This is a genomic window from Streptomyces sp. NPDC006879 (assembly GCF_042869595.1).
Classification (GTDB): domain Bacteria; phylum Actinomycetota; class Actinomycetes; order Streptomycetales; family Streptomycetaceae; genus Streptomyces.
On record NZ_JBIAGC010000012.1, the window covers coordinates 41206 to 59888 of the forward strand.

The following is an 18683-nucleotide window of genomic DNA, read 5'->3' on the forward strand; positions in this document are numbered from 1 at the left end:
ATACTGGACCCGTTATGGACATCGTCATTCTCGCTGTAGTCATCGCCCTGGTCGCGGTCGGTGTCATCAGCGGGCTCGTGGTCGGCAGCCGCCGTAAGAAGCAGCTTCCGCCCCCGCCCCCGCCGAGCACTCCGACCATCACTGCTCCGCCCGCCGAACCGCAGGTCGGCGAGGACGCCGCACCGACGGTGCAGGAGCCGCGCCGCACGATCGAAGAGGTCGTGCTCCCCGATGCGGAGGCCGCCGCAGAAGCGCCGGCCCGTGTCCCGGACGCCATCGTCGAGGCGCCGGCCGCCCCCGAGATCGAGGTGCCCGAGCCCACCGCGGGCCGGCTGATCCGGCTGCGCGCCCGACTCTCCCGCTCCCAGAACTCGCTCGGCAAGGGTCTGCTGACCCTGCTCTCCCGCGAACACCTGGATGAGGACACGTGGGAGGAGATCGAGGACACCCTGCTGACCGCGGACGTCGGTGTGGCCCCCACCCAGGAACTGGTGGAGCGGCTGCGGGAGCGGGTGCGGGTGTTGGGTACCCGCACCCCCGAGGAACTGCGCTCGCTGCTCCGCGAGGAGCTCGTCCAGATCATCGGCCCCGACATGAACCGCGCCGTGAAGACCGAGAGCGGCCTCGACACGCCCGGCGTCGTGATGGTCGTGGGCGTCAACGGCACCGGCAAGACCACCACCACCGGCAAGTTGGCCCGGGTGCTCGTCGCCGACGGGCGTAGCGTCGTGCTGGGCGCGGCCGACACCTTCCGGGCCGCCGCTGCCGATCAGCTCCAGACCTGGGGCGAACGGGTGGGCGCGCGCACCGTACGCGGCCCGGAGGGCGGCGACCCGGCTTCCATCGCCTTCGACGCGGTCAAGGAGGGCATCGCCGAGGGCGCTGACGTGGTGCTGATCGACACCGCCGGCCGGCTGCACACCAAGACCGGCCTGATGGACGAGCTCGGCAAGGTCAAGAGGGTCGTGGAGAAGCACGGACCGCTGGACGAGGTGCTCCTCGTCCTCGACGCCACCACCGGGCAGAACGGGCTCGTGCAGGCGCGGGTCTTCGCCGAGGTCGTGGACATCACCGGGATCGTCCTCACCAAGCTGGACGGAACCGCCAAGGGCGGCATCGTGATCGCCGTTCAGCGTGAGCTCGGCGTCCCGGTGAAACTCGTCGGGCTGGGCGAGGGCGCTGACGACCTCGCGCCCTTCGAGCCGGAGGCGTTCGTGGACGCACTGATCGGCGACTGATCTGTCCCGAAGAAACGCCAAGTGCCCCGCACCTTCCCTTTCAGGAAGTGGCGGGGCACTTGACGCATGGGGGGTGGTGCAGCCTCCTGGGGAAGGGAGGCGTTCGGGGGTGCGCTCGGCGGTGGAGGTCCTTCGGCCCTCCGGCCGTGCGGTGACTCTAGGGGTGCAGTCGGTGGCAGATGTACGCGAGGGTGCCGAGCAACAGGCGGGCCTGCGGGGGGCGTCCGGCCGAGTCGAGGGTGGGTGCCCGCAGCCAACTCACCGGGCCCAGGCCGGCGTGGTCGGAGGGCGGCGCTGTCACGTAGGAACCGGCGCCTAGGGCGCGCAGGTCGAGGTCGGCGTCGTCCCAGCCCATCCGGTACAGCAGCTGCGGCAGTTCGGCTGCTGCCCCCGGGGCCACGAAGAACTGAGCTCGTCCGTCCGGGGTGGCGGCCACGGGGCCCAGCGGCAGGCCCATCCGCTCCAGCCTGACGACGGCGCGCCGGCCCACCGCCTCGCGGACCTCGATCACGTCGAAGCTGCGACCCACCGGAAGGAGTACGGAGGCGCCCGGTAGGGCGGCCCACGCCTGCGTCACCTCGTCCAGCGTCGCGCCGGCCTTGACCTCGTGGACGAAGGGCAGCGGATGCGCACCGGGAGCGGCGCAGTCCTGCTCGCCACAGGAACAGTCCCGGCCGGGCGATGCCGCCCGGGCACCGGGGGCCGTGTCCCATCCCCACAGCCCGGTGTACTCGGCCACCGCGGTGCACTCCGACATTCGGCCGCGACGCCGTGAGCCGGTGCGGATCTCCTTGGTCCGGCTGCTGCCGATCGTGAAGCCCATGCCCCCTCCAACGGGTCGAGCTGGCCGGTGGTTACGACTCCCTTGCGTCCGCGAGCGGATACGGGGGTCGCGCGGTCCCCACGGCGGCTGGGTGGGGTGGGGCCGGCGCCCTGCTGGGGCGCGTGTGGCATCGCACGCGCCCCAGTGCACATCGGTCCGCCCAGTCCCGGCCGTCCGATGTCAAGTGAAGCGCCAACCGTGGGTCGCGAGTTCATTCGAAGGGGTGGCGAATGGTGGCGTTTCCCAAAACCACCTCGCTGTAGGGGTGATCGTAGGATTACTTTCGGTACATGCATCCTTGGGCTCTCGGCGGATATGGGTATGCCGGAGGCAAACAAGGGGTAGGTGTGCGGCCGTTCGGCGGCGCGAGGAGCCCAGCGATGAGGCTGAGCGGATGGGGGCGTTCCAGTGGGCGGCAACGGCGCGAACGGCACTCCGGCTGACAAGCGCCCGAACCAGCAGCTGACGTCCTGGTTCGTCCGCAGTGGCTGGTCCAAAGGGGAACTGGCTCGTCAAGTCAACCGCAGGGCACGCCAGATGGGCGCGCACCACATCTCCACCGACACCTCGCGGGTGCGCCGCTGGCTCGACGGGGAACAACCCAGGGAGCCCATCCCGCGGATCCTCTCCGAGCTCTTCTCCGAACGGTTCGGCACCGTCGTCCCGGTCGAGGGACTCGGCTTGCGCACCGCTCACCAGTCGCCCTCCGCGTCCGGCGTCGACCTGCCGTGGGCGGGCCCGCAAACCGTCGCCCTGCTCAACGAGTTCTCACGAAGCGACCTGATGCTGGCCCGTCGTGGGTTCCTGGGCACCTCCCTGGCCCTGTCCGCCGGTCCCGCCCTCGTCGAGCCCATGCAACGCTGGCTGGTCCCGGCACCCTCGGCCGAGATCTCCCAGGCCCCCGTCGAACTCGTGACCCCCGGCCGTCGCGCCCAGTGCCTCTCCGAACCGGAACTGGACTTCCTCGAAGCCACCAGTGTGATGTTCCGCCAGTGGGACGCCCAATGCGGCGGCGGGTTGCGCCGCAAAGCCGTCGTGGGTCAGCTCCACGAGGTCACCGACCTGCTCCAGGAGCCCCACCCGGCACACATCACCAGACGTCTGTTCAAAGTGGCCGCCGAACTCGCCGAACTCGCCGGTTGGATGAGCTACGACGTGGGCCTGCACCCCACCGCGCAGAAGTACTTCGTACTCGCCCTGCACGCGGCGAAGGAAGCCGGGGACAAGCCCCTCGGCTCGTACATCCTCTCCGGCATGAGCCGTCAGATGATCCACTTGGGGCGGCCCGAGGACGCCCTGGAGCTGATCCACCTCGCCCAGTACGGCAGCCGTGACTGCGCCACCCCGCGCACCCAGGCCATGCTGTATGCGATGGAGGCGCGCGCCTACGCCAACATGGGCCAACCCAGCCGTTGCAAGAGGGCGGTACGGATGGCCGAGGACACCTTCAGCGACGCCGACCTCGCGGCCGACCCGGATCCTGACTGGATCCGCTTCTTCTCGCTTGCTGAGCTCAACGGCGAGAACGCCCATTCCTACCGTGACCTCGCCTATGTCGCGGGCCGCAGTCCCACCTACGCCTCCCTGGCAGCACCCGTCATGGAGCGGGCCGTCGAGCTCTTCGCCCAGGACGGCGAGCACCAGCGCTCCTACGCCCTGAACCTGATCGGAATGGCCACCGTGAACCTGCTCCAGAAAGAGCCGGAGCAAGCGGCCGTCCTGGCCGAAGAGGCCATGAAGGTGGCCCGCCAGGTGCGCTCGGAGCGGGTGAACACCCGACTGCGCAAGACCCTCGACACGGCGGCCCGCGACTACCGTGACGTCGCCGACGTCGTCCGCCTCACCGACAAGCTCGCGGCCCAGCTCCCGGAGGCCGCCGAGGCAGTCTGAGACCTCTGGTCTCCCTCCGTCCCCGGCCGCGGCAGCAGCCCCTTTTTGGCCCGACACGGTTCCCCCACCGCACGTCACCAGGGCGCTCCGCCGCGGCCGGCCGATCATTTCGACCCGTTCATGGGCACGTAACACACCCGACGTCTTCGTCACTGGCGCGAAACATCGTGCGGCACCACTGGAAACCGGCCTCGGCCAACCTCATGGCTCATAACCGGCCGCCCCCAGCCGCTCAGGTATCGCCCCACGATCGCCCGCACGCGAACGTATTGAAGACGAGGAGACGCCGATGCCCCCAGGCATCACGACCCTTGCCGCAGAAGCCCCCGAGCTGTCTGCAGCCAACACCGGGTTCATGCTCATCTGCTCCGCCCTGGTCATGCTGATGACCCCGGGCCTCGCCTTCTTCTACGGAGGCATGGTCCGCGTCAAGAGCACCCTCAACATGCTGATGATGAGCTTCATCAGCCTCGGCATCGTCACCATCCTTTGGGTGCTGTACGGCTTCAGCCTCGCCTTCGGTAACGACATCGGCTCGGTCGTCGGCTGGTCGAGCGACTACCTGGGCCTCAGTGGGATCGGCGTCAACGAACTGTGGGACGGGTACAACATCCCGGTCTACGTCTTCGCCGTCTTCCAGCTGATGTTCGCCATCATCACCCCCGCCCTGATCAGCGGTGCCCTCGCGGACCGCGTCAAGTTCACGGCCTGGGCACTGTTCATCACCCTGTGGGTCACCCTGGTCTACTTCCCCGTCGCCCACTGGGTGTGGGGCTCCGGTGGCTGGCTGTACGAGATGGGCGTTATCGACTTCGCCGGTGGCACCGCGGTCCACATCAACGCCGGAGCTGCGGCGCTCGGTGTGATCCTCGTCATCGGTAAGCGGGTCGGCTTCAAGAAGGACCCGATGCGTCCGCACAGCCTCCCGCTGGTCATGCTCGGCGCGGGCCTGCTCTGGTTTGGCTGGTTCGGCTTCAACGCCGGCTCGTGGCTCGGCAACGACGACGGTGTCGGCGCCGTGATGTTCGTCAACACCCAGGTCGCCACGGCCGCCGCGATGCTCGCCTGGCTCGCCTACGAGAAGCTGCGCCACGGCTCCTTCACCACCCTCGGGGCTGCCTCCGGCGCCGTCGCCGGCCTGGTGGCCATCACCCCCTCCGGTGGCTCCGTCAGCCCCCTGGGCGCCATCGCTGTGGGCGCCGTCGCCGGTGTCGTGTGCGCGATGGCGGTGGGTCTGAAGTACAAGTTCGGCTATGACGACTCGCTCGATGTGGTCGGCGTACACCTGGTCGGCGGTGTGATCGGCTCCCTGCTCGTCGGCTTCTTCGCCACCGGCGGTGTCCAGTCCGACGCCGCGGGCCTGTTCTACGGCGGCGGCCTCGGTCAACTCGGCAAGCAAGCCGTCGGAGTCTTCGCCGTGCTCGCCTACTCTCTGGTCGCGTCCGCGCTGCTCGCCTTCCTGATCGACAAGACGCTCGGGATGCGGGTCACCGAGGACGATGAGGTCTCCGGCATCGACCAGGTCCAGCACGCCGAGACCGCGTACGACTTCAGCGGAGCGGGCGGCGGTGCCTCCTCCCGCAGTACCAGCCCGGTCGCCGTTGCTCAGGAATCCAAGAAGGTGGACGCATGAGGCTCATCACCGCGGTCGTCAAGCCGCACCGGCTCGACGAGATCAAGGAAGCCCTCCAGGCCTTCGGAGTCCAGGGGCTGACCGTCACCGAGGCCAGCGGATACGGGCGCCAGCGCGGGCACACGGAGGTGTACCGCGGCGCCGAGTACACCGTGGACCTGGTGCCGAAGATCCGCATCGAACTCGTCGTCTCCTCCGACGACGCCGAGGACGTCATGAACATCATCATCAAGGCGGCCCGGACGGGGAAGATCGGTGACGGCAAGGTCTGGAGCGTTGCCGTCGAAAGCGTCGCCCGGGTCCGCACCGGCGAACGCGGCGTCGACGCCCTCTGACCCACCCCACCAGCGAAGCGGCAGTGAACGGAGCCTCTGGGTGACGAGCCTCGAAGAGACAACGGACCAGGCCGAATCGGGACCCAGCGGTTACGCGGCGGCCCGGCTGCGACTCCTCCAGGAGGAGTCACAGTCCGGGCCGCCGCGCCGTTGTGCCCTGGCCACCCTCACCGACGGTTGGCTGACGGAGCTGTTCGCCGCCGCCGTTCGAGCCACCGGCGTCCGAGGAGCGGCCCTGGTCGCCGTCGGGGGGTACGGACGCGGCGAACTCTCACCGCGCAGCGATCTCGACCTGCTGCTCCTGCACGACGGGAAGGCCGAAGCGGGCGCTCTCGCCGCCCTGGCGGACCGGATCTGGTACCCCATCTGGGACCTCGGCCTCGCCCTGGACCATTCGGTCCGCACCCCAGCCCAGGCCCGCAAGACCGCGGGCGAGGACCTCAAGGTGCAGCTCGGCCTCCTCGACGCCCGCGCCGTCACCGGCGAACTCGGTCTCGTGGCCGCCCTGCGCACCTCCGTGCTGGCCGACTGGCGCAACCAGGCTCCCAAACGGCTCCCACTCCTGCACGAACTGTGCCGGGAGCGCGCCGAGCGTGCCGGAGAACTCCAGTTCCTCCTCGAACCCGACCTCAAGGAAGCCCGCGGCGGACTGCGCGACGCCACCGCCCTGCGCGCCGTAGCAGCCTCCTGGCTCGCGGACGCGCCCCGCGAGGGACTCGCCGACGCCCGCTGTCGTCTCCTCGACACCCGTGACGCCCTCCACCTCACCACCGGACGGGCCACCGACCGGCTGTCCCTCCAGGAACAGGACCAGGTCGCCGCCCGACTCGGGCTCCTGGACGCTGACGCGCTGCTACGCCAGGTGTACGAGGCCGCCCGCACCGTCTCCTACGCAGGCGACGTCACCTGGCGCGAGGTGGGGCGCGTCCTGCGGGCCCGCTCCGCCCGCCCGCGCCTGCGCGGGCTGCTCGGCTCGCGCGGCGCCACCGCCGAGCGGGTTCCGCTCGCCGAGGGGGTCGTGGAACAGGACGGTGAGGCCGTGCTGGCCCTGACGGCCAAGCCGGACCGCGATCCGGTGCTGCCGCTGCGGCTTGCCGCCGCCGCGGCGCAGGCGGGGCTGCCGGTCTCACTGCACGCCGTGCGCCGTCTCGCCGGCAGCGCCCGGGCCCTGCCGGTGCCGTGGCCGGCGGAGGCCCGGGAGCAACTCGTCACCCTCCTCGGCGCCGGTGAGCCCACGGTCTCGGTCTGGGAGGCCCTGGAGGCCGAAGGCCTGATCAGTCGACTACTCCCGGACTGGGAACGGGTCCGTTGCCGCCCCCAGCGCAACCCGGTGCACACCTGGACCGTCGACCGGCACCTGGTGGAGACGGCGGTCCGGGCCTGCGCCCTCACCCGTCGCGTGCACCGCCCCGACCTCCTGCTGGTCGCAGCCCTGCTCCACGACTTCGGCAAGGGGTGGCCCGGTGACCACAGCGTCGCCGGCGAGACGATCGCCCGGGACGTCGCCACCAGGATCGGCTTCGATGCGACGGACGTCGACGTACTCGCCGCCCTGGTGCGTCACCACCTGTTGCTGGTCGACACCGCCACCCGGCGCGACCTGGACGACCCGGCCACTGTCCGGCTGGTCGCCGATGCGGTCGGCTCCGCCGGAACCCTGGAGCTCCTGCACGCCCTGACCGAAGCCGACGCCCTCGCCACCGGGCCGGCTGCCTGGAGCGCCTGGCGTGCCTCTCTCGTCCGGGACCTGGTGGGGCGGGTCGCCGGGCTCCTCGCCGGTGATGCGCCGGGACCGGCACAGGGTCCCGGCGTCCCCAGTGCCGAACAGGAACGTCTGGCCGTCGAGGCCATGCGGACCGGCGAACCCGTGCTCTCGCTGCGGGCCCGCACCGAGTCCGAGCCCCGGGCAGACGAACCGGTGGGCGTCGAACTCCTCATCGCGGTCCCGGACCAGCCCGGGGTGCTGCCCGCCGCGGCCGGAGTGCTCGCCCTGCACCGGCTGACCGTGCGCGCCGCAGACCTGCGCTCGGTTGACCTTCCCGGCGAACTGGACCGCCCCGATCGTGCCGTCCTGGTACTGAGCTGGCGGGTCGCCGCCGAATTCGGCTCGCTCCCGCAGGCCGCTCGACTCCGCTCCGACCTGGTGCGGGCCCTGGAGGGTTCCTTGGACATCGCCGCCAAGCTGGCCGAGCGTGAAGCCGCCTATCCGCGGCGCCGCGGGGTCGAGCCGCCACCGCCCCGGGTCACCGTCGCCCCGACCGGCTCGAACCGGGCCACGGTGATCGAGGTGCGGGCCCAGGACGCACCCGGGTTGCTGCACCGGATCGGTCGGGCCTTGGAGGGCGCCGGCGTGCGGGTGCGCAGTGCCCACGTGTCCACGCTCGGAGCCAACGCCGTCGACACCGTCTACGTCGTTGGAAAGGACGGTGTCCCCCTTCCCGCCGCGGACGCGGACGAGCTGGCCCGAGCTCTGCAGGAGGCCTTGAGCTGAGCGTCGAAAGAGCCCCTGCCGTCGGCCGTGGTGACACTCTTTGGCAGGTCGGTGGGGGTGCCGCGGCCCGCTGCCCGAGCCCGGTCCGCACCGGCAGGGGCGTTCCCCTTCCGGGGCCCGATACCCTGGGTGCGACCACCTGCCACCGACCCGAGGATCCGCGACCACCGTGTTCGATACGCTCTCCGACCGCCTCAGCGTAACTTTCAAGAACCTCAGGGGCCGAGGCCGCCTCAGTGAGGCCGACATCGACGCCACGGCACGTGAGATCCGTATCGCGCTGCTTGAGGCCGATGTCGCGCTGCCCGTGGTCCGTGCCTTCATCGCGAACGTCAAGGAGCGTGCCCGTGGTGAGGAGGTCTCCAAGTCCCTGAACCCGGCGCAGCAAGTCGTCAAGATCGTCAATGATGAGCTGGTCGGCATCCTCGGTGGCGAGACCCGTCGACTGCGGTACGCCAAGACGGCGCCGACCGTGATCATGCTGGCCGGCCTCCAGGGCGCCGGTAAGACCACCCTGGCCGGAAAGCTCGGCCTCTGGCTCAAGGGGCAGGGCCACTCCCCGCTGCTGGTCGCCTGCGACCTCCAGCGCCCCAACGCCGTCAACCAGCTCAGCGTCGTGGCGGACCGCGCCGGTGTCGGCGTCTACGCACCGCAACCGGGCAACGGCGTCGGTGACCCGGTCCAGGTGGCCAAGGACTCCATCGAGTACGCCCGCACCAAGCAGTACGACATCGTGGTCGTCGACACCGCCGGTCGCCTCGGCATCGACGCCGAGATGATGCAGCAGGCCGCCGACATCCGCGACGCGGTCACCCCCGACGAGATCCTCTTCGTCGTCGACGCCATGATCGGTCAGGACGCGGTCAACACCGCCGAGGCGTTCCGTGACGGCGTCGGCTTCGACGGAGTGGTGCTCTCCAAGCTCGACGGTGACGCCCGCGGTGGCGCGGCGCTGTCCATCGCCCATGTCACGGGCAAGCAGATCATGTTCGCCTCGAACGGCGAGAAGCTCGACGAGTTCGACGCGTTCCACCCCGACCGGATGGCCTCCCGCATCCTCGACATGGGTGACGTGCTCACCCTGATCGAGCAGGCGGAGAAGACGTTCAGCCAGGCCGAGGCCGAGAAGATGGCGGCCAAGCTGGCGAAGGGGCCCAAGGAGTTCACCCTCGACGACTTCCTGGCCCAGATGGAGCAGGTCCGCAAGATGGGCTCCATCTCCAAGCTGCTCGGCATGCTTCCCGGCATGGGGCAGATCAAGGACCAGATCAACAACATCGACGAGCGCGATGTGGACCGCACAGCCGCGATCATCAAGTCGATGACCCCGGGGGAGCGCCAGGACCCGACGATCATCAACGGTTCGCGCCGCGCCCGTATCGCCAAGGGTTCCGGCGTGGACGTCAGCGCCGTCAAGAACCTGGTGGAGCGGTTCTTCGAGGCCCGCAAGATGATGTCCAGGATGGCTCAGGGCGGCGGAATGCCGGGGATGCCCGGTGTCCCTGGCATGGGTGGGGGCCCGGGCCGTCAGAAGAAGCAGGTCAAGCAGGCCAAGGGCAAGCGCAAGAGCGGCAACCCGATGAAGCGCAAGGCTGAGGAGGCCGCAGCCGCTGCCCGTCGCGAGCAGGGTGCCCAGCCGGGCGCGCTACCGGGAGGTGCCTTCGGTCTTCCGGCCGGGCAGCCGGGCGAGGACTTCGAGTTGCCCGACGAGTTCAAGAAGTTCATGAAGTAGTAGCAGCAGCGGTGAAGTGGGGGTACGCCGTTCAGCGGCGTACCCCCTTCGCGCCTGCTCCTCAGGGCACCCGGGCGATCAGGTAGCGGAACACGTTGGGCATCCAAACGGTTCCGTCCGGCCGGACGTGCGGGTGCAGGCACTCGGCCAGTTCCTTCTCGGCCTGCGGAGGCTCCGAGCCTCGCAGCGCGGCATCGAACAGCCCGGTCGAGAGCAGTCCCCGTACCGCGCTGTCCAGATCCGCGTAGCCGAACGGACACAGCACCCGCCCGGAGCCGTCCGGCACCAGCCCCGCCTGCTGCGCGACCTTCTCCAGGACGTCCCGGCCCCGCGGACGCAGTGCCGGCGGGAGGAGCGCCAAGGTGGTGCAGCGTTCAGGCGGTCCCCAACCGGTGAGGACCACGGCGGCGCCCCGCTCCAGCAGGGGCAGGGCGGCGCTCAGGTCCGGTGGTCCCCCTTCGGTGCCGAAGGCAGTCAGCAGGGTGAAGGGCCTTCGGCTTCCGGCGGGCAGTGCCGGCCGGTCCCTCACGTCGAGCCGGCGTTCGCGCGCCAGGGCGCGCCGGTCAGGGTCGTTCTCGACGCCGCTCACCAGGGCGCCGCGGCCAGCGGCCAGTACCAGGGCGAGGCCGGAGCCACAGCCCAGGCCCAGGAGCCGGGTGCGTGGTGAGACATCGAGCCGGTCGTACACCGTTTCGTACAGGGGTACGAGCATGCGTTCCTGGATCTCCGCCCAGTCGCGGGCCCTCGCGGCGGCCTCGGGACTGCCTGCGAGCGTGGCTGTCATGGTCAAAGCGCTCCTGTCCGTCCAGCAGTTGCCCCCGTGCGATTCGCTGTGCCCCCGATGCCAGAGAACTGCTCATCCGCCGCGGCGTCCAGGGGTCGGTGGACCCGATTCACGCTCGGGTCCCTGCGCGCCGTACCATTCGCGCCATGGCAAAGGCTCCCGTTCTCACCCCCCAGGCGGAGGACTTCCCCCGCTGGTACCAGGATCTGATCAACAAGGCCGAGCTGGCCGACAACGGCCCAGTGCGCGGCACCATGGTCATCCGGCCGTACGGCTACGGCCTGTGGGAGCGGATGCAGCAGGAGATGGACGCGCGCATCAAGGAAGCGGGCGCCCAGAACGCCTACTTCCCGCTGTTCATTCCGCAGTCTTACCTGACGAAGGAAGCTGAGCACGTCGAGGGCTTCGCGCCCGAGCTCGCGGTCGTCACGCACGGTGGCGGCAAGGAGCTGGAAGAGCCGGTCGTGGTGCGGCCGACCTCTGAGACGATCATCAACGACTACTTTTCCAAGTGGGTTCAGAGCTACCGTGACCTGCCCCTTCTGATCAACCAGTGGGCCAATGTGGTGCGCTGGGAAATGCGTCCTCGGGTCTTCCTGCGTACGAGTGAATTCCTCTGGCAGGAGGGGCACACCGCGCACGCCACCTATGAAGACGCCCGTGAGTACGCCTCGCGCATCCACCGGGACGTCTACGGCGACTTCATGACCAACGTCCTCGGCATCGACGTGGTCCTGGGGCGCAAGACCGCGAAGGAGCGTTTCGCGGGCGCCATCAACACGCTCACCCTCGAAGCGATGATGGGTGACGGCAAGGCCCTCCAGATGGGTACGAGCCACGAGCTCGGTACCAACTTCGCCAAGGCCTTCAACACCCAGTACCTGTCCAAGGAGAGCAAACAGGAGCTCGTCTGGCAGACCTCCTGGGGAGTCTCCACCCGGATGGTGGGCGGTCTGATCATGTCGCACGGCGATGACAACGGCCTGCGGGTGCCGCCGCGTCTGGCCCACGTCCAGGTCGTGGTCATGGCGATCAAGGGTGACGAGGCCGTGGCGAAGGTCCGGGAGCTCGGCGACCGGCTGAAGAGCGCGGGCATCCGCGTCCAGGTCGACGACCGGGTCGACACCCCCTTCGGGCGTCGCGCCGTCGACTGGGAGCTCAAGGGCGTACCGGTGCGTGTCGAGATCGGACCGCGGGACCTGGAGAACGGCACCGCGATGCTGGCCCGCAGGATCCCCGGCGGCAAGGAGCCGGTGCAGATCGATGCCCTTGCTGATCTGCTGCCCAAGGTGCTCGACGAGGACCAGGCCCAGTTGCTGCGCGAATCCCGTGAGCGTCGGGAGTCCCGAACCAGCGATGTGCGGACGATCGAACAAGCTGCCGAGGCCGCCGTCGCCGGTGGCTGGGCGCGCATTCCGTGGGACGTCCTGGGCCCGAAGGGTGAGGCGGACCTTGCCGAGCAGGCGGTATCGGTGCGCTGCTTGGTCGCGGAGGACGGATCGGTGCCCGCGTCGGACGACGCCCCGGGGACCGTGGCGATCGTGGCCCGCTCGTACTGAGCAGGCTTCAGCGTGAGCGCCCCGACGTGCGGATGCCCTCCGCGTGCCGGGGCGCGCGCACAACTGACGAGTACGTGCAAATTATTTGGGATGCCCCGGAATCGGAACACCAGGGCACCCGGGCTCGTTATCACGACGTGAGCACGACACCACCTGTACTCGCCGCAGAGCTGGCACAGGCGTGGGCCGACATTCAGCGGTACCACCCCGAGCTGCCGGACCTTGCCGCGCCCGAGTCCCTGATCGGAGAGTCTTCGTCCGCATGCGGCGCGGAGCTCTCCTTCGAGCGACTGCTCCACGAGGCAGTCCATGGCATCGCAGCGGCCCGCGGCGTGCGCGACACCTCGCGCGCCGGTCGCTACCACAACCGCAGATTCCTGGCGATCGCCGAGGAGATGGGCCTCGACCACTCCGACGAACCGCACGCCAGCAGCGGTTTTTCCCTGGTCACGCTCAACCCCGAAGCGAAGAAGCGCTACCGACCCACCATGGAGCGGCTACAGCGGGCGCTGAAGGCCCACACGGCAGCCACGGCCGCCGACACCAAGCGCTCCTTCCGAGGCCCCGCCGCACGCCACGGTTCCTCCGGCGGTGGCGTCCGGGTGAAGGCGGTTTGCGACTGCGGGCGCAACGTTCGCGTGGTGCCCTCGGTCCTCGCCCAGGCGCCCATCGTGTGCGGCGGCTGCATGAAGCCCTTCCGGATCCCGGAGGCGGTGGTCGCCGCCACCTCCTGATCGGGTCGGTCCGGCGCTTGGGCGGATCCGGCGGCGGAGCGGTGTTGCGGCGTATGGCACAATGGCTAGCTGTACTCGACAGTCGCATAGGACCCCTCTCTCCTCCGGCTGACGCGTCCATCGGGCACCCGAGTACCGCAACCCCACGTGGCATCTCATGTGCCCAACCACGTCAAGTTCAGGAGACACCACTCCAGTGGCAGTCAAGATCAAGCTCAAGCGCCTCGGCAAGATTCGCCAGCCGCACTACCGCATCGTCGTCGCCGACTCGCGCACCCGCCGCGATGGTCGTGCGATCGAGGAGATCGGTCTGTACCACCCGACGTACAACCCGTCGCGCATCGAGGTCGACTCGGACCGCGCCCAGTACTGGCTGTCCGTCGGCGCCCAGCCGACCGAGCCGGTCCTCGCGATCCTGAAGCTCACCGGCGACTGGCAGAAGCACAAGGGCCTGCCGGCCCCGGCGCCGCTGCTGCAGCCGGCGACGAAGGAGGACAAGCGTCGCTCCTTCGACGAGTTCGCCAAGACCCTTGAGGGTGGCGACAGCAAGGGCGAGGCCATCACCCAGAAGGCGAAGAAGGCCGACAAGAAGGCGGACGAGGCTGAGGCCGCCGCCGAGTCGACCGAGGCCTGAGCATGCTCGAGGAGGCTCTTGAGCACCTCGTGAAGGGCATCGTCGACAACCCCGACGATGTGCAGGTCGCCTCGCGCAACCTGCGCCGTGGGCAGGTGCTGGAGGTCCGGGTCCACCCCGAGGACCTCGGCAAGGTGATCGGTCGCAACGGTCGCACCGCACGTGCCCTGCGTACCGTCGTGGGCGCCATCGGCGGTCGGGGCATCCGCGTCGACCTCGTCGACGTGGACCAGGTCCGCTGAGAAGTTGAACCACCGGCACGGGCCGGGGAGGGCTTTGCGCCCGCCCCGGCCCGTCGTCGTCTGACAGGAGAAGGACAAGAGTGCAGCTCGTAGTCGCGCGCATCGGCCGCGCCCATGGCATCAAGGGAGAGGTCACGGTCGAGGTACGGACCGACGAGCCGGAACTGCGGCTCGGCCCCGGCGCCGTGCTCCTCACCGAACCCGCTGCAACCGGACCCCTGACCATCGAGTCCGGACGGGTGCACAGCGGCCGGCTGCTGCTGCGCTTCGAGGGAGTGCGGGACCGGACGGCCGCCGAAGCGCTGCGCAATACCCTCCTGATCGCCGATGTGGACCCGGCCGAGCTGCCGGAGGAGCCCGACGAGTTCTACGACCACCAGCTGATCGACCTGGACGTGGTCCTGGCCGACGGCACCGAGGTGGGGCGGATCACCGAGATCTCCCACCTCCCCTCCCAGGACCTGTTCATCGTCGAACGCGAGGACGGCAGCGAGGTGATGATCCCGTTCGTCTCGGAGATCGTCACCGACATCGATCTGGAGGAGCAACGGGCGGTCATCGATCCGCCGCCCGGGCTGATCGACGACCGCGCGGAGATCGCCTCCGTCCGTGAGGCCGACGCCGGCGAGGGCGAAGCCTGATGCGGTTGGACGTCGTCACGATCTTCCCCGAGTACCTGGAGCCACTCAACGTCTCCCTGGTCGGCAAGGCGCGGGCCCGCGGTCAGTTGGACGTGCACGTCCACGACCTGCGCCAGTGGGCCCACGATCGCCACAACACGGTCGATGACACCCCCTACGGTGGCGGACCCGGCATGGTCATGAAAACGGAGCCGTGGGGCGAGGCGCTCGACGAGGCGCTGGCGCACGGGTACGAGACGGGCGCCCACGACCCGGCCCTGGTGGTGCCTACGCCCAGCGGCCGGCCCTTCACCCAGGAACTCGCCGTCGAACTCTCCGAACGCCCCTGGCTGATCTTCACGCCGGCCCGCTACGAGGGCATCGATCGCCGAGTGACGGACGAGTACGCCACGCGGATGCCGGTGTACGAGGTCTCCATCGGCGACTACGTGCTGGCCGGTGGTGAAGCAGCGGTGCTCGTCGTCACCGAAGCGGTGGCGCGCCTGCTCCCCGGTGTCCTCGGTAACGCCGAGTCCCATCGGGACGACTCCTTCGCGCCCGGTGCGATGGCGAACCTGTTGGAGGGGCCGGTGTACACCAAGCCCCCTCTGTGGCGCGGGCGGGACATCCCCGAGGTCCTGCTCAGCGGGCACCACGGCAAGATCGCTCGCTGGCGGCGGGACGAGGCATTCCGCCGGACGGCCCGGAACCGACCCGATCTGATCGAGCGGTGTCCGGCCGCCGTCTTCGACAAGAAGGACCGGGAACTCCTTTCGATCCTCGGCTGGAGCCCCACCCCGGACGGCCGATTTTGGCGTAGGCCGAAGGCCGTGGAAGAATAAGCGGCTGCTGTACGCCCGACCCCGCGCCCCTGCCACAGGGGGACCGTCGCGGACGGGGCGGCACGGCTTCGAATTCTCTACGAACTCCCGCCCGGCGACCTGTGGCGTCGTGCGAAGAAAGCAGACGAAGAACATGTCTCACCTGCTCGATGGCGTCAACGCCGCCTCGCTGCGCTCCGACGTTCCGGCCTTCCGTCCGGGTGACACGGTCAACGTGCACGTCCGCGTGATCGAGGGCAACCGCTCCCGTATCCAGCAGTTCAAGGGCGTTGTCATCCGCCGTCAGGGCTCGGGGGTCTCCGAGACCTTCACGGTCCGCAAGGTCTCCTTCAGCGTCGGCGTGGAGCGTACTTTCCCGGTGCACTCCCCGATCTTCGAGAAGATCGAGCTGGTCACCCGTGGCGACGTCCGTCGCGCCAAGCTGTACTACCTCCGTGAGCTGCGCGGCAAGGCCGCGAAGATCAAGGAGAAGCGCGACAACTGAGCTCCCGCCCGGGTCCGGGGGGCGGCCGGATAGGCTCCCCTCGATGGACACCGAAGCACAGCTCTCCAAGCGCGACCTCTCCCCGGCACCGGCAGGTGTGGGGGAGCGGTCGCGCTTCGTGCGTTCGGCGGCGATCACCGGAGCCCTGCGGTTCCTCCGCAGCGGCGGGCCCTGGCGCCGCGCCGGCCTGCTGGGAGCGGCCTGCGCGGTCTTCCTGCTGTTGCTGAGCAGTTTCGTGCTCCAGCCGTTCCTGATCCCCAGCCGTTCCATGGAGCCCACCCTGCAGGTGGGGGACCGGGTGTTGGTGAGCAAGCTGGCGTACCGTTTCGGCCGTCAACCGAGCCGTGGTGACGTCATCGTCTTCGACGGTCGGGGCTCCTTCGTTCAGGAGGACCTGAGCTCCGACCCGCTGGCCACGCTGGTCCGAGGTGCCGCCTCGGCACTCGGCCTGGCCGAGCCGGCCGAGACCGACTTCGTCAAGCGGGTCGTGGGAGTGGGCGGTGACCGCGTGGTCTGCTGCGATCGGTCGGGACGGCTGACGGTGAACGGAGTGGCGGTGAAAGAGACTTACCTGCACCCCGGTGACGCGCCCTCGAAGGTGCCGTTCGCGGTCGTGGTGCCGCAGTCGAAGCTGTTCGTGTTGGGTGACCACCGTTCCGCTTCCAGCGATTCCCGGGACCACCTGGGTTCACCCGGCGGCGGCATGGTGCCGCTGGAGCGCGTCATCGGAAGGGTCAACTGGATTGGCTGGCCGCCGGCCCGCTGGGCGTCCTTCAGTCCCCCCGAAGCCTTCGGCGCAGTTCATGGGTAACCGTGGACGGCCGCGCCGCGGGGGAGCCAAGACCCCGGACGGCCAGGCGCCGCTGGGTCGTGCCGAGCGGCGCAGGCTGGCCCGCCGGGTCAAACGGCGTAGACGCACCCGCAGGGTCGGCGAGATCCCCCTGCTGATCGGGGTGGCGTTGCTGATCGCACTGGTTCTCAAGACGTTTCTGGTGCAGGCCTTCGTCATTCCGTCCGGGTCCATGGAGCAGACGATCCGGATCGGTGACCGCGTACTGGTCGACAAGCTCACCCCGTGGTTCGGATCCAGACCGGAACGCGGCGACGTGGTGGTGTTCAAGGACCCCGGGGGCTGGCTCCAGGGCGATGCGGCTCTCGGTGCCCCGGATCCGGTGGTGCTGCGACAGCTGCGGGTGGCGCTGACGTTCATCGGCTTGCTGCCCTCGGCCGAGGAGCAGGACCTCATCAAACGGGTGATCGGCGTCGGTGGCGACACCGTCAAGTGCTGCGACGGCAGTGGGCGGGTCACGGTCAACGGCGTACCGCTCGACGAGCCGTACGTGAATCCAGGCAACGCCCCTTCCGATCGCAAGTTCGAGGTGAAGGTGCCGGCCGGTCGGCTCTTCGTGATGGGTGACCACCGGGCGAACTCCGCGGACTCCCGCTTCCACCTCGACGACGGCAAGCAGGGAACCATCTCCGAGGAGGGAGTGGTGGGACGGGCAGTGGTCATCGCTTGGCCGTTCGGCCACTGGCGTCAACTGCAAACGCCCGGGACCTTCGCGTTGATCCCGGACGCGCGCGGCGCCGGCCTCACGGCCGCGGGGTCGTCGCATAGGCTGTCTCCTCGGGAATCGCCTCTGGCGGTCCTGCTCCCGAGCCCTGCGGAACTCCCGCTCGTTATGGGAGTAGTGGGCCCGCGTCTGTTCAGGCGCAGGCAGCGGCACGGAGTGAGGAGTGGATGTGGGGGACGTGGCGGTGGGTGCACGATCCGAGCACGAGGAGCCGGAGGAGCGTCCTTCCAACGAGGGCGCGCAGGCGCCCGGCGAAGAGGCGGCGGACACTGAGGCCGGAGGCAAGCAGCGGTCCTTCTGGAAGGAGCTGCCGCTGCTGATCGGTATCGCCTTGCTGCTCGCCTTGCTGATCAAGACCTTCCTGGTGCAGGCGTTCTCGATCCCCTCCGACTCGATGCAGGACACCTTGCAGCGGGGCGACCGAGTACTCGTCGACAAACTGACCCCGTGGTTCGGATCGGAACCCGAGCGGGGCGAGGTCGTGGTCTTCCACGACCCGGCCCAGTGGCTGGAAGGTACCGCCACCCCCGAGCCCAACGCGGTGCAGAAGTTCCTCAGCTTCATCGGCCTGATGCCGTCGGCGGAGGAGAAGGACCTGATCAAGCGGACCATCGCGGTGGGCGGCGACACGGTGGAATGCCAAAAGGGCGGGCCGGTCAAGGTCAACGGCAAGGCGCTGGACGAGCCCTACATCTACCCGGGCAACACTCCTTGCGACGACAAGCCCTTCGGCCCGCTGAAGGTCCCCGCCGATCACATCTGGGTGATGGGCGACCACCGGCAGGACTCGTTGGACTCCCGCTACCACATGGACGACCAGACCCGAGGTTTCGTCCCGGTGGACGAGGTCGTCGGGCGGGCCGTGGTGATCGCCTGGCCCATCACCCGATGGTCGACGCTGCCGATCCCAGCGACCTTCGACCAGCCGGGGCTCAACAGCGCGATGGGGGCCGTTCCGGTCACGCTCGGCGTCGCAGGCGCCGTGCCGCTGGTGCTGTGGCGTCGACGCCGGTTGACCTCCACGAGCCACTCCCGGTGATGGCTGCCGCGTAGTACTGACGGGTAGGG

Annotated in this window: 18 protein-coding genes; 16 read left to right on the plus strand and 2 right to left on the minus strand. The window is 69.4% G+C overall.

Annotated elements, in window-relative coordinates; translation table 11 throughout:
* The first annotated feature begins 14 nt into the window (after positions 1–14).
* A complete protein-coding gene (ftsY, locus tag ACFYMC_RS12355) occupies positions 15–1238 on the plus strand; it encodes a signal recognition particle-docking protein FtsY (protein ID WP_388522807.1) in 1224 nt (407 codons plus the stop codon).
* Between the two features lie 157 nt (positions 1239–1395).
* On the opposite strand, the gene ACFYMC_RS12360 is transcribed toward ftsY, so the two are convergent.
* Complete coding sequence (locus ACFYMC_RS12360) at positions 1396–2061, minus strand: bifunctional DNA primase/polymerase (RefSeq protein ID WP_388522810.1); 666 nt, start codon at positions 2059–2061, stop codon at positions 1396–1398.
* A 408-nt stretch (positions 2062–2469) separates the two neighbouring features.
* On the opposite strand from ACFYMC_RS12360, the gene ACFYMC_RS12365 reads away from it, so the two are divergent.
* The 5 genes from ACFYMC_RS12365 (at position 2470) to ffh (ending at position 10142) form a co-directional block, all read left to right on the plus strand.
* The gene (locus ACFYMC_RS12365; protein ID WP_388522812.1) at positions 2470–3951 is read left to right on the plus strand and encodes a hypothetical protein; all 1482 of its coding nucleotides are present in this window, start codon (positions 2470–2472) and stop codon (positions 3949–3951) included.
* 289 nt (positions 3952–4240) lie between these two features.
* Positions 4241–5584, plus strand: coding sequence for an ammonium transporter (locus ACFYMC_RS12370; RefSeq protein ID WP_388522814.1), 1344 nt, complete (start codon positions 4241–4243; stop codon positions 5582–5584).
* Positions 5581–5919, plus strand: a complete 339-nt coding sequence (locus ACFYMC_RS12375; protein ID WP_388522817.1) for a P-II family nitrogen regulator — start codon at positions 5581–5583, stop codon at positions 5917–5919. Before ACFYMC_RS12370 ends, ACFYMC_RS12375 begins: the two co-directional genes overlap by 4 nt.
* A gap of 40 nt (positions 5920–5959) precedes the next feature.
* A complete protein-coding gene (locus ACFYMC_RS12380) occupies positions 5960–8410 on the plus strand; it encodes a [protein-PII] uridylyltransferase (RefSeq protein WP_388522820.1) in 2451 nt (816 codons plus the stop codon).
* A gap of 169 nt (positions 8411–8579) precedes the next feature.
* On the plus strand, positions 8580–10142 hold the full coding sequence (gene ffh / locus ACFYMC_RS12385) for a signal recognition particle protein (RefSeq protein ID WP_388522823.1): 1563 nt from the start codon (positions 8580–8582) through the stop codon (positions 10140–10142).
* 61 nt (positions 10143–10203) lie between these two features.
* Here ffh and ACFYMC_RS12390 read toward each other — a convergent pair whose 3' ends face one another.
* Positions 10204–10926, minus strand: coding sequence for an SAM-dependent methyltransferase (locus ACFYMC_RS12390; protein WP_388522826.1), 723 nt, complete (start codon positions 10924–10926; stop codon positions 10204–10206).
* Positions 10927–11072: 146 nt separating this feature from the next.
* Here ACFYMC_RS12390 and proS point away from each other — a divergent pair, with 146 nt between their 5' ends.
* The 10 genes from proS (at position 11073) to lepB (ACFYMC_RS12440) (ending at position 18654) form a co-directional block, all read left to right on the plus strand.
* Positions 11073–12485, plus strand: coding sequence for a proline--tRNA ligase (gene proS, locus ACFYMC_RS12395; protein ID WP_388522829.1), 1413 nt, complete (start codon positions 11073–11075; stop codon positions 12483–12485).
* Positions 12486–12622: 137 nt separating this feature from the next.
* Positions 12623–13219, plus strand: a complete 597-nt coding sequence (locus tag ACFYMC_RS12400; protein WP_388522832.1) for a hypothetical protein — start codon at positions 12623–12625, stop codon at positions 13217–13219.
* A 196-nt stretch (positions 13220–13415) separates the two neighbouring features.
* A complete protein-coding gene (gene rpsP / locus ACFYMC_RS12405; protein ID WP_388522834.1) occupies positions 13416–13853 on the plus strand; it encodes a 30S ribosomal protein S16 in 438 nt (145 codons plus the stop codon).
* 2 nt (positions 13854–13855) lie between these two features.
* Positions 13856–14095 carry an RNA-binding protein gene (locus ACFYMC_RS12410; RefSeq protein ID WP_042810017.1) on the plus strand — a complete coding sequence of 80 codons (240 nt, stop codon included), beginning with the start codon at positions 13856–13858 and terminating at the stop codon, positions 14093–14095.
* Positions 14096–14175: 80 nt separating this feature from the next.
* Positions 14176–14736, plus strand: coding sequence for a ribosome maturation factor RimM (gene rimM, locus ACFYMC_RS12415; protein WP_388522837.1), 561 nt, complete (start codon positions 14176–14178; stop codon positions 14734–14736).
* Positions 14736–15557, plus strand: a complete 822-nt coding sequence (gene trmD / locus ACFYMC_RS12420; protein WP_388522840.1) for a tRNA (guanosine(37)-N1)-methyltransferase TrmD — start codon at positions 14736–14738, stop codon at positions 15555–15557. Before rimM ends, trmD begins: the two co-directional genes overlap by 1 nt.
* 133 nt (positions 15558–15690) lie before the next feature.
* Positions 15691–16041: a 50S ribosomal protein L19 gene (rplS, locus tag ACFYMC_RS12425; protein ID WP_388522843.1), complete on the plus strand. Its 351-nt coding sequence runs from the start codon at positions 15691–15693 to the stop codon at positions 16039–16041.
* Between the two features lie 43 nt (positions 16042–16084).
* Positions 16085–16852, plus strand: a complete 768-nt coding sequence (gene lepB / locus ACFYMC_RS12430; protein WP_388522846.1) for a signal peptidase I — start codon at positions 16085–16087, stop codon at positions 16850–16852.
* Positions 16845–17888, plus strand: a complete 1044-nt coding sequence (lepB, locus tag ACFYMC_RS12435) for a signal peptidase I (RefSeq protein WP_388522849.1) — start codon at positions 16845–16847, stop codon at positions 17886–17888. The genes lepB (ACFYMC_RS12430) and lepB (ACFYMC_RS12435) overlap by 8 nt, the downstream gene beginning before the upstream one ends.
* Entirely contained in the window at positions 17794–18654 is an 861-nt protein-coding gene (lepB, locus tag ACFYMC_RS12440) for a signal peptidase I (RefSeq protein WP_388522850.1), read from the plus strand. Before lepB (ACFYMC_RS12435) ends, lepB (ACFYMC_RS12440) begins: the two co-directional genes overlap by 95 nt.
* Positions 18655–18683 lie beyond the last annotated feature (29 nt).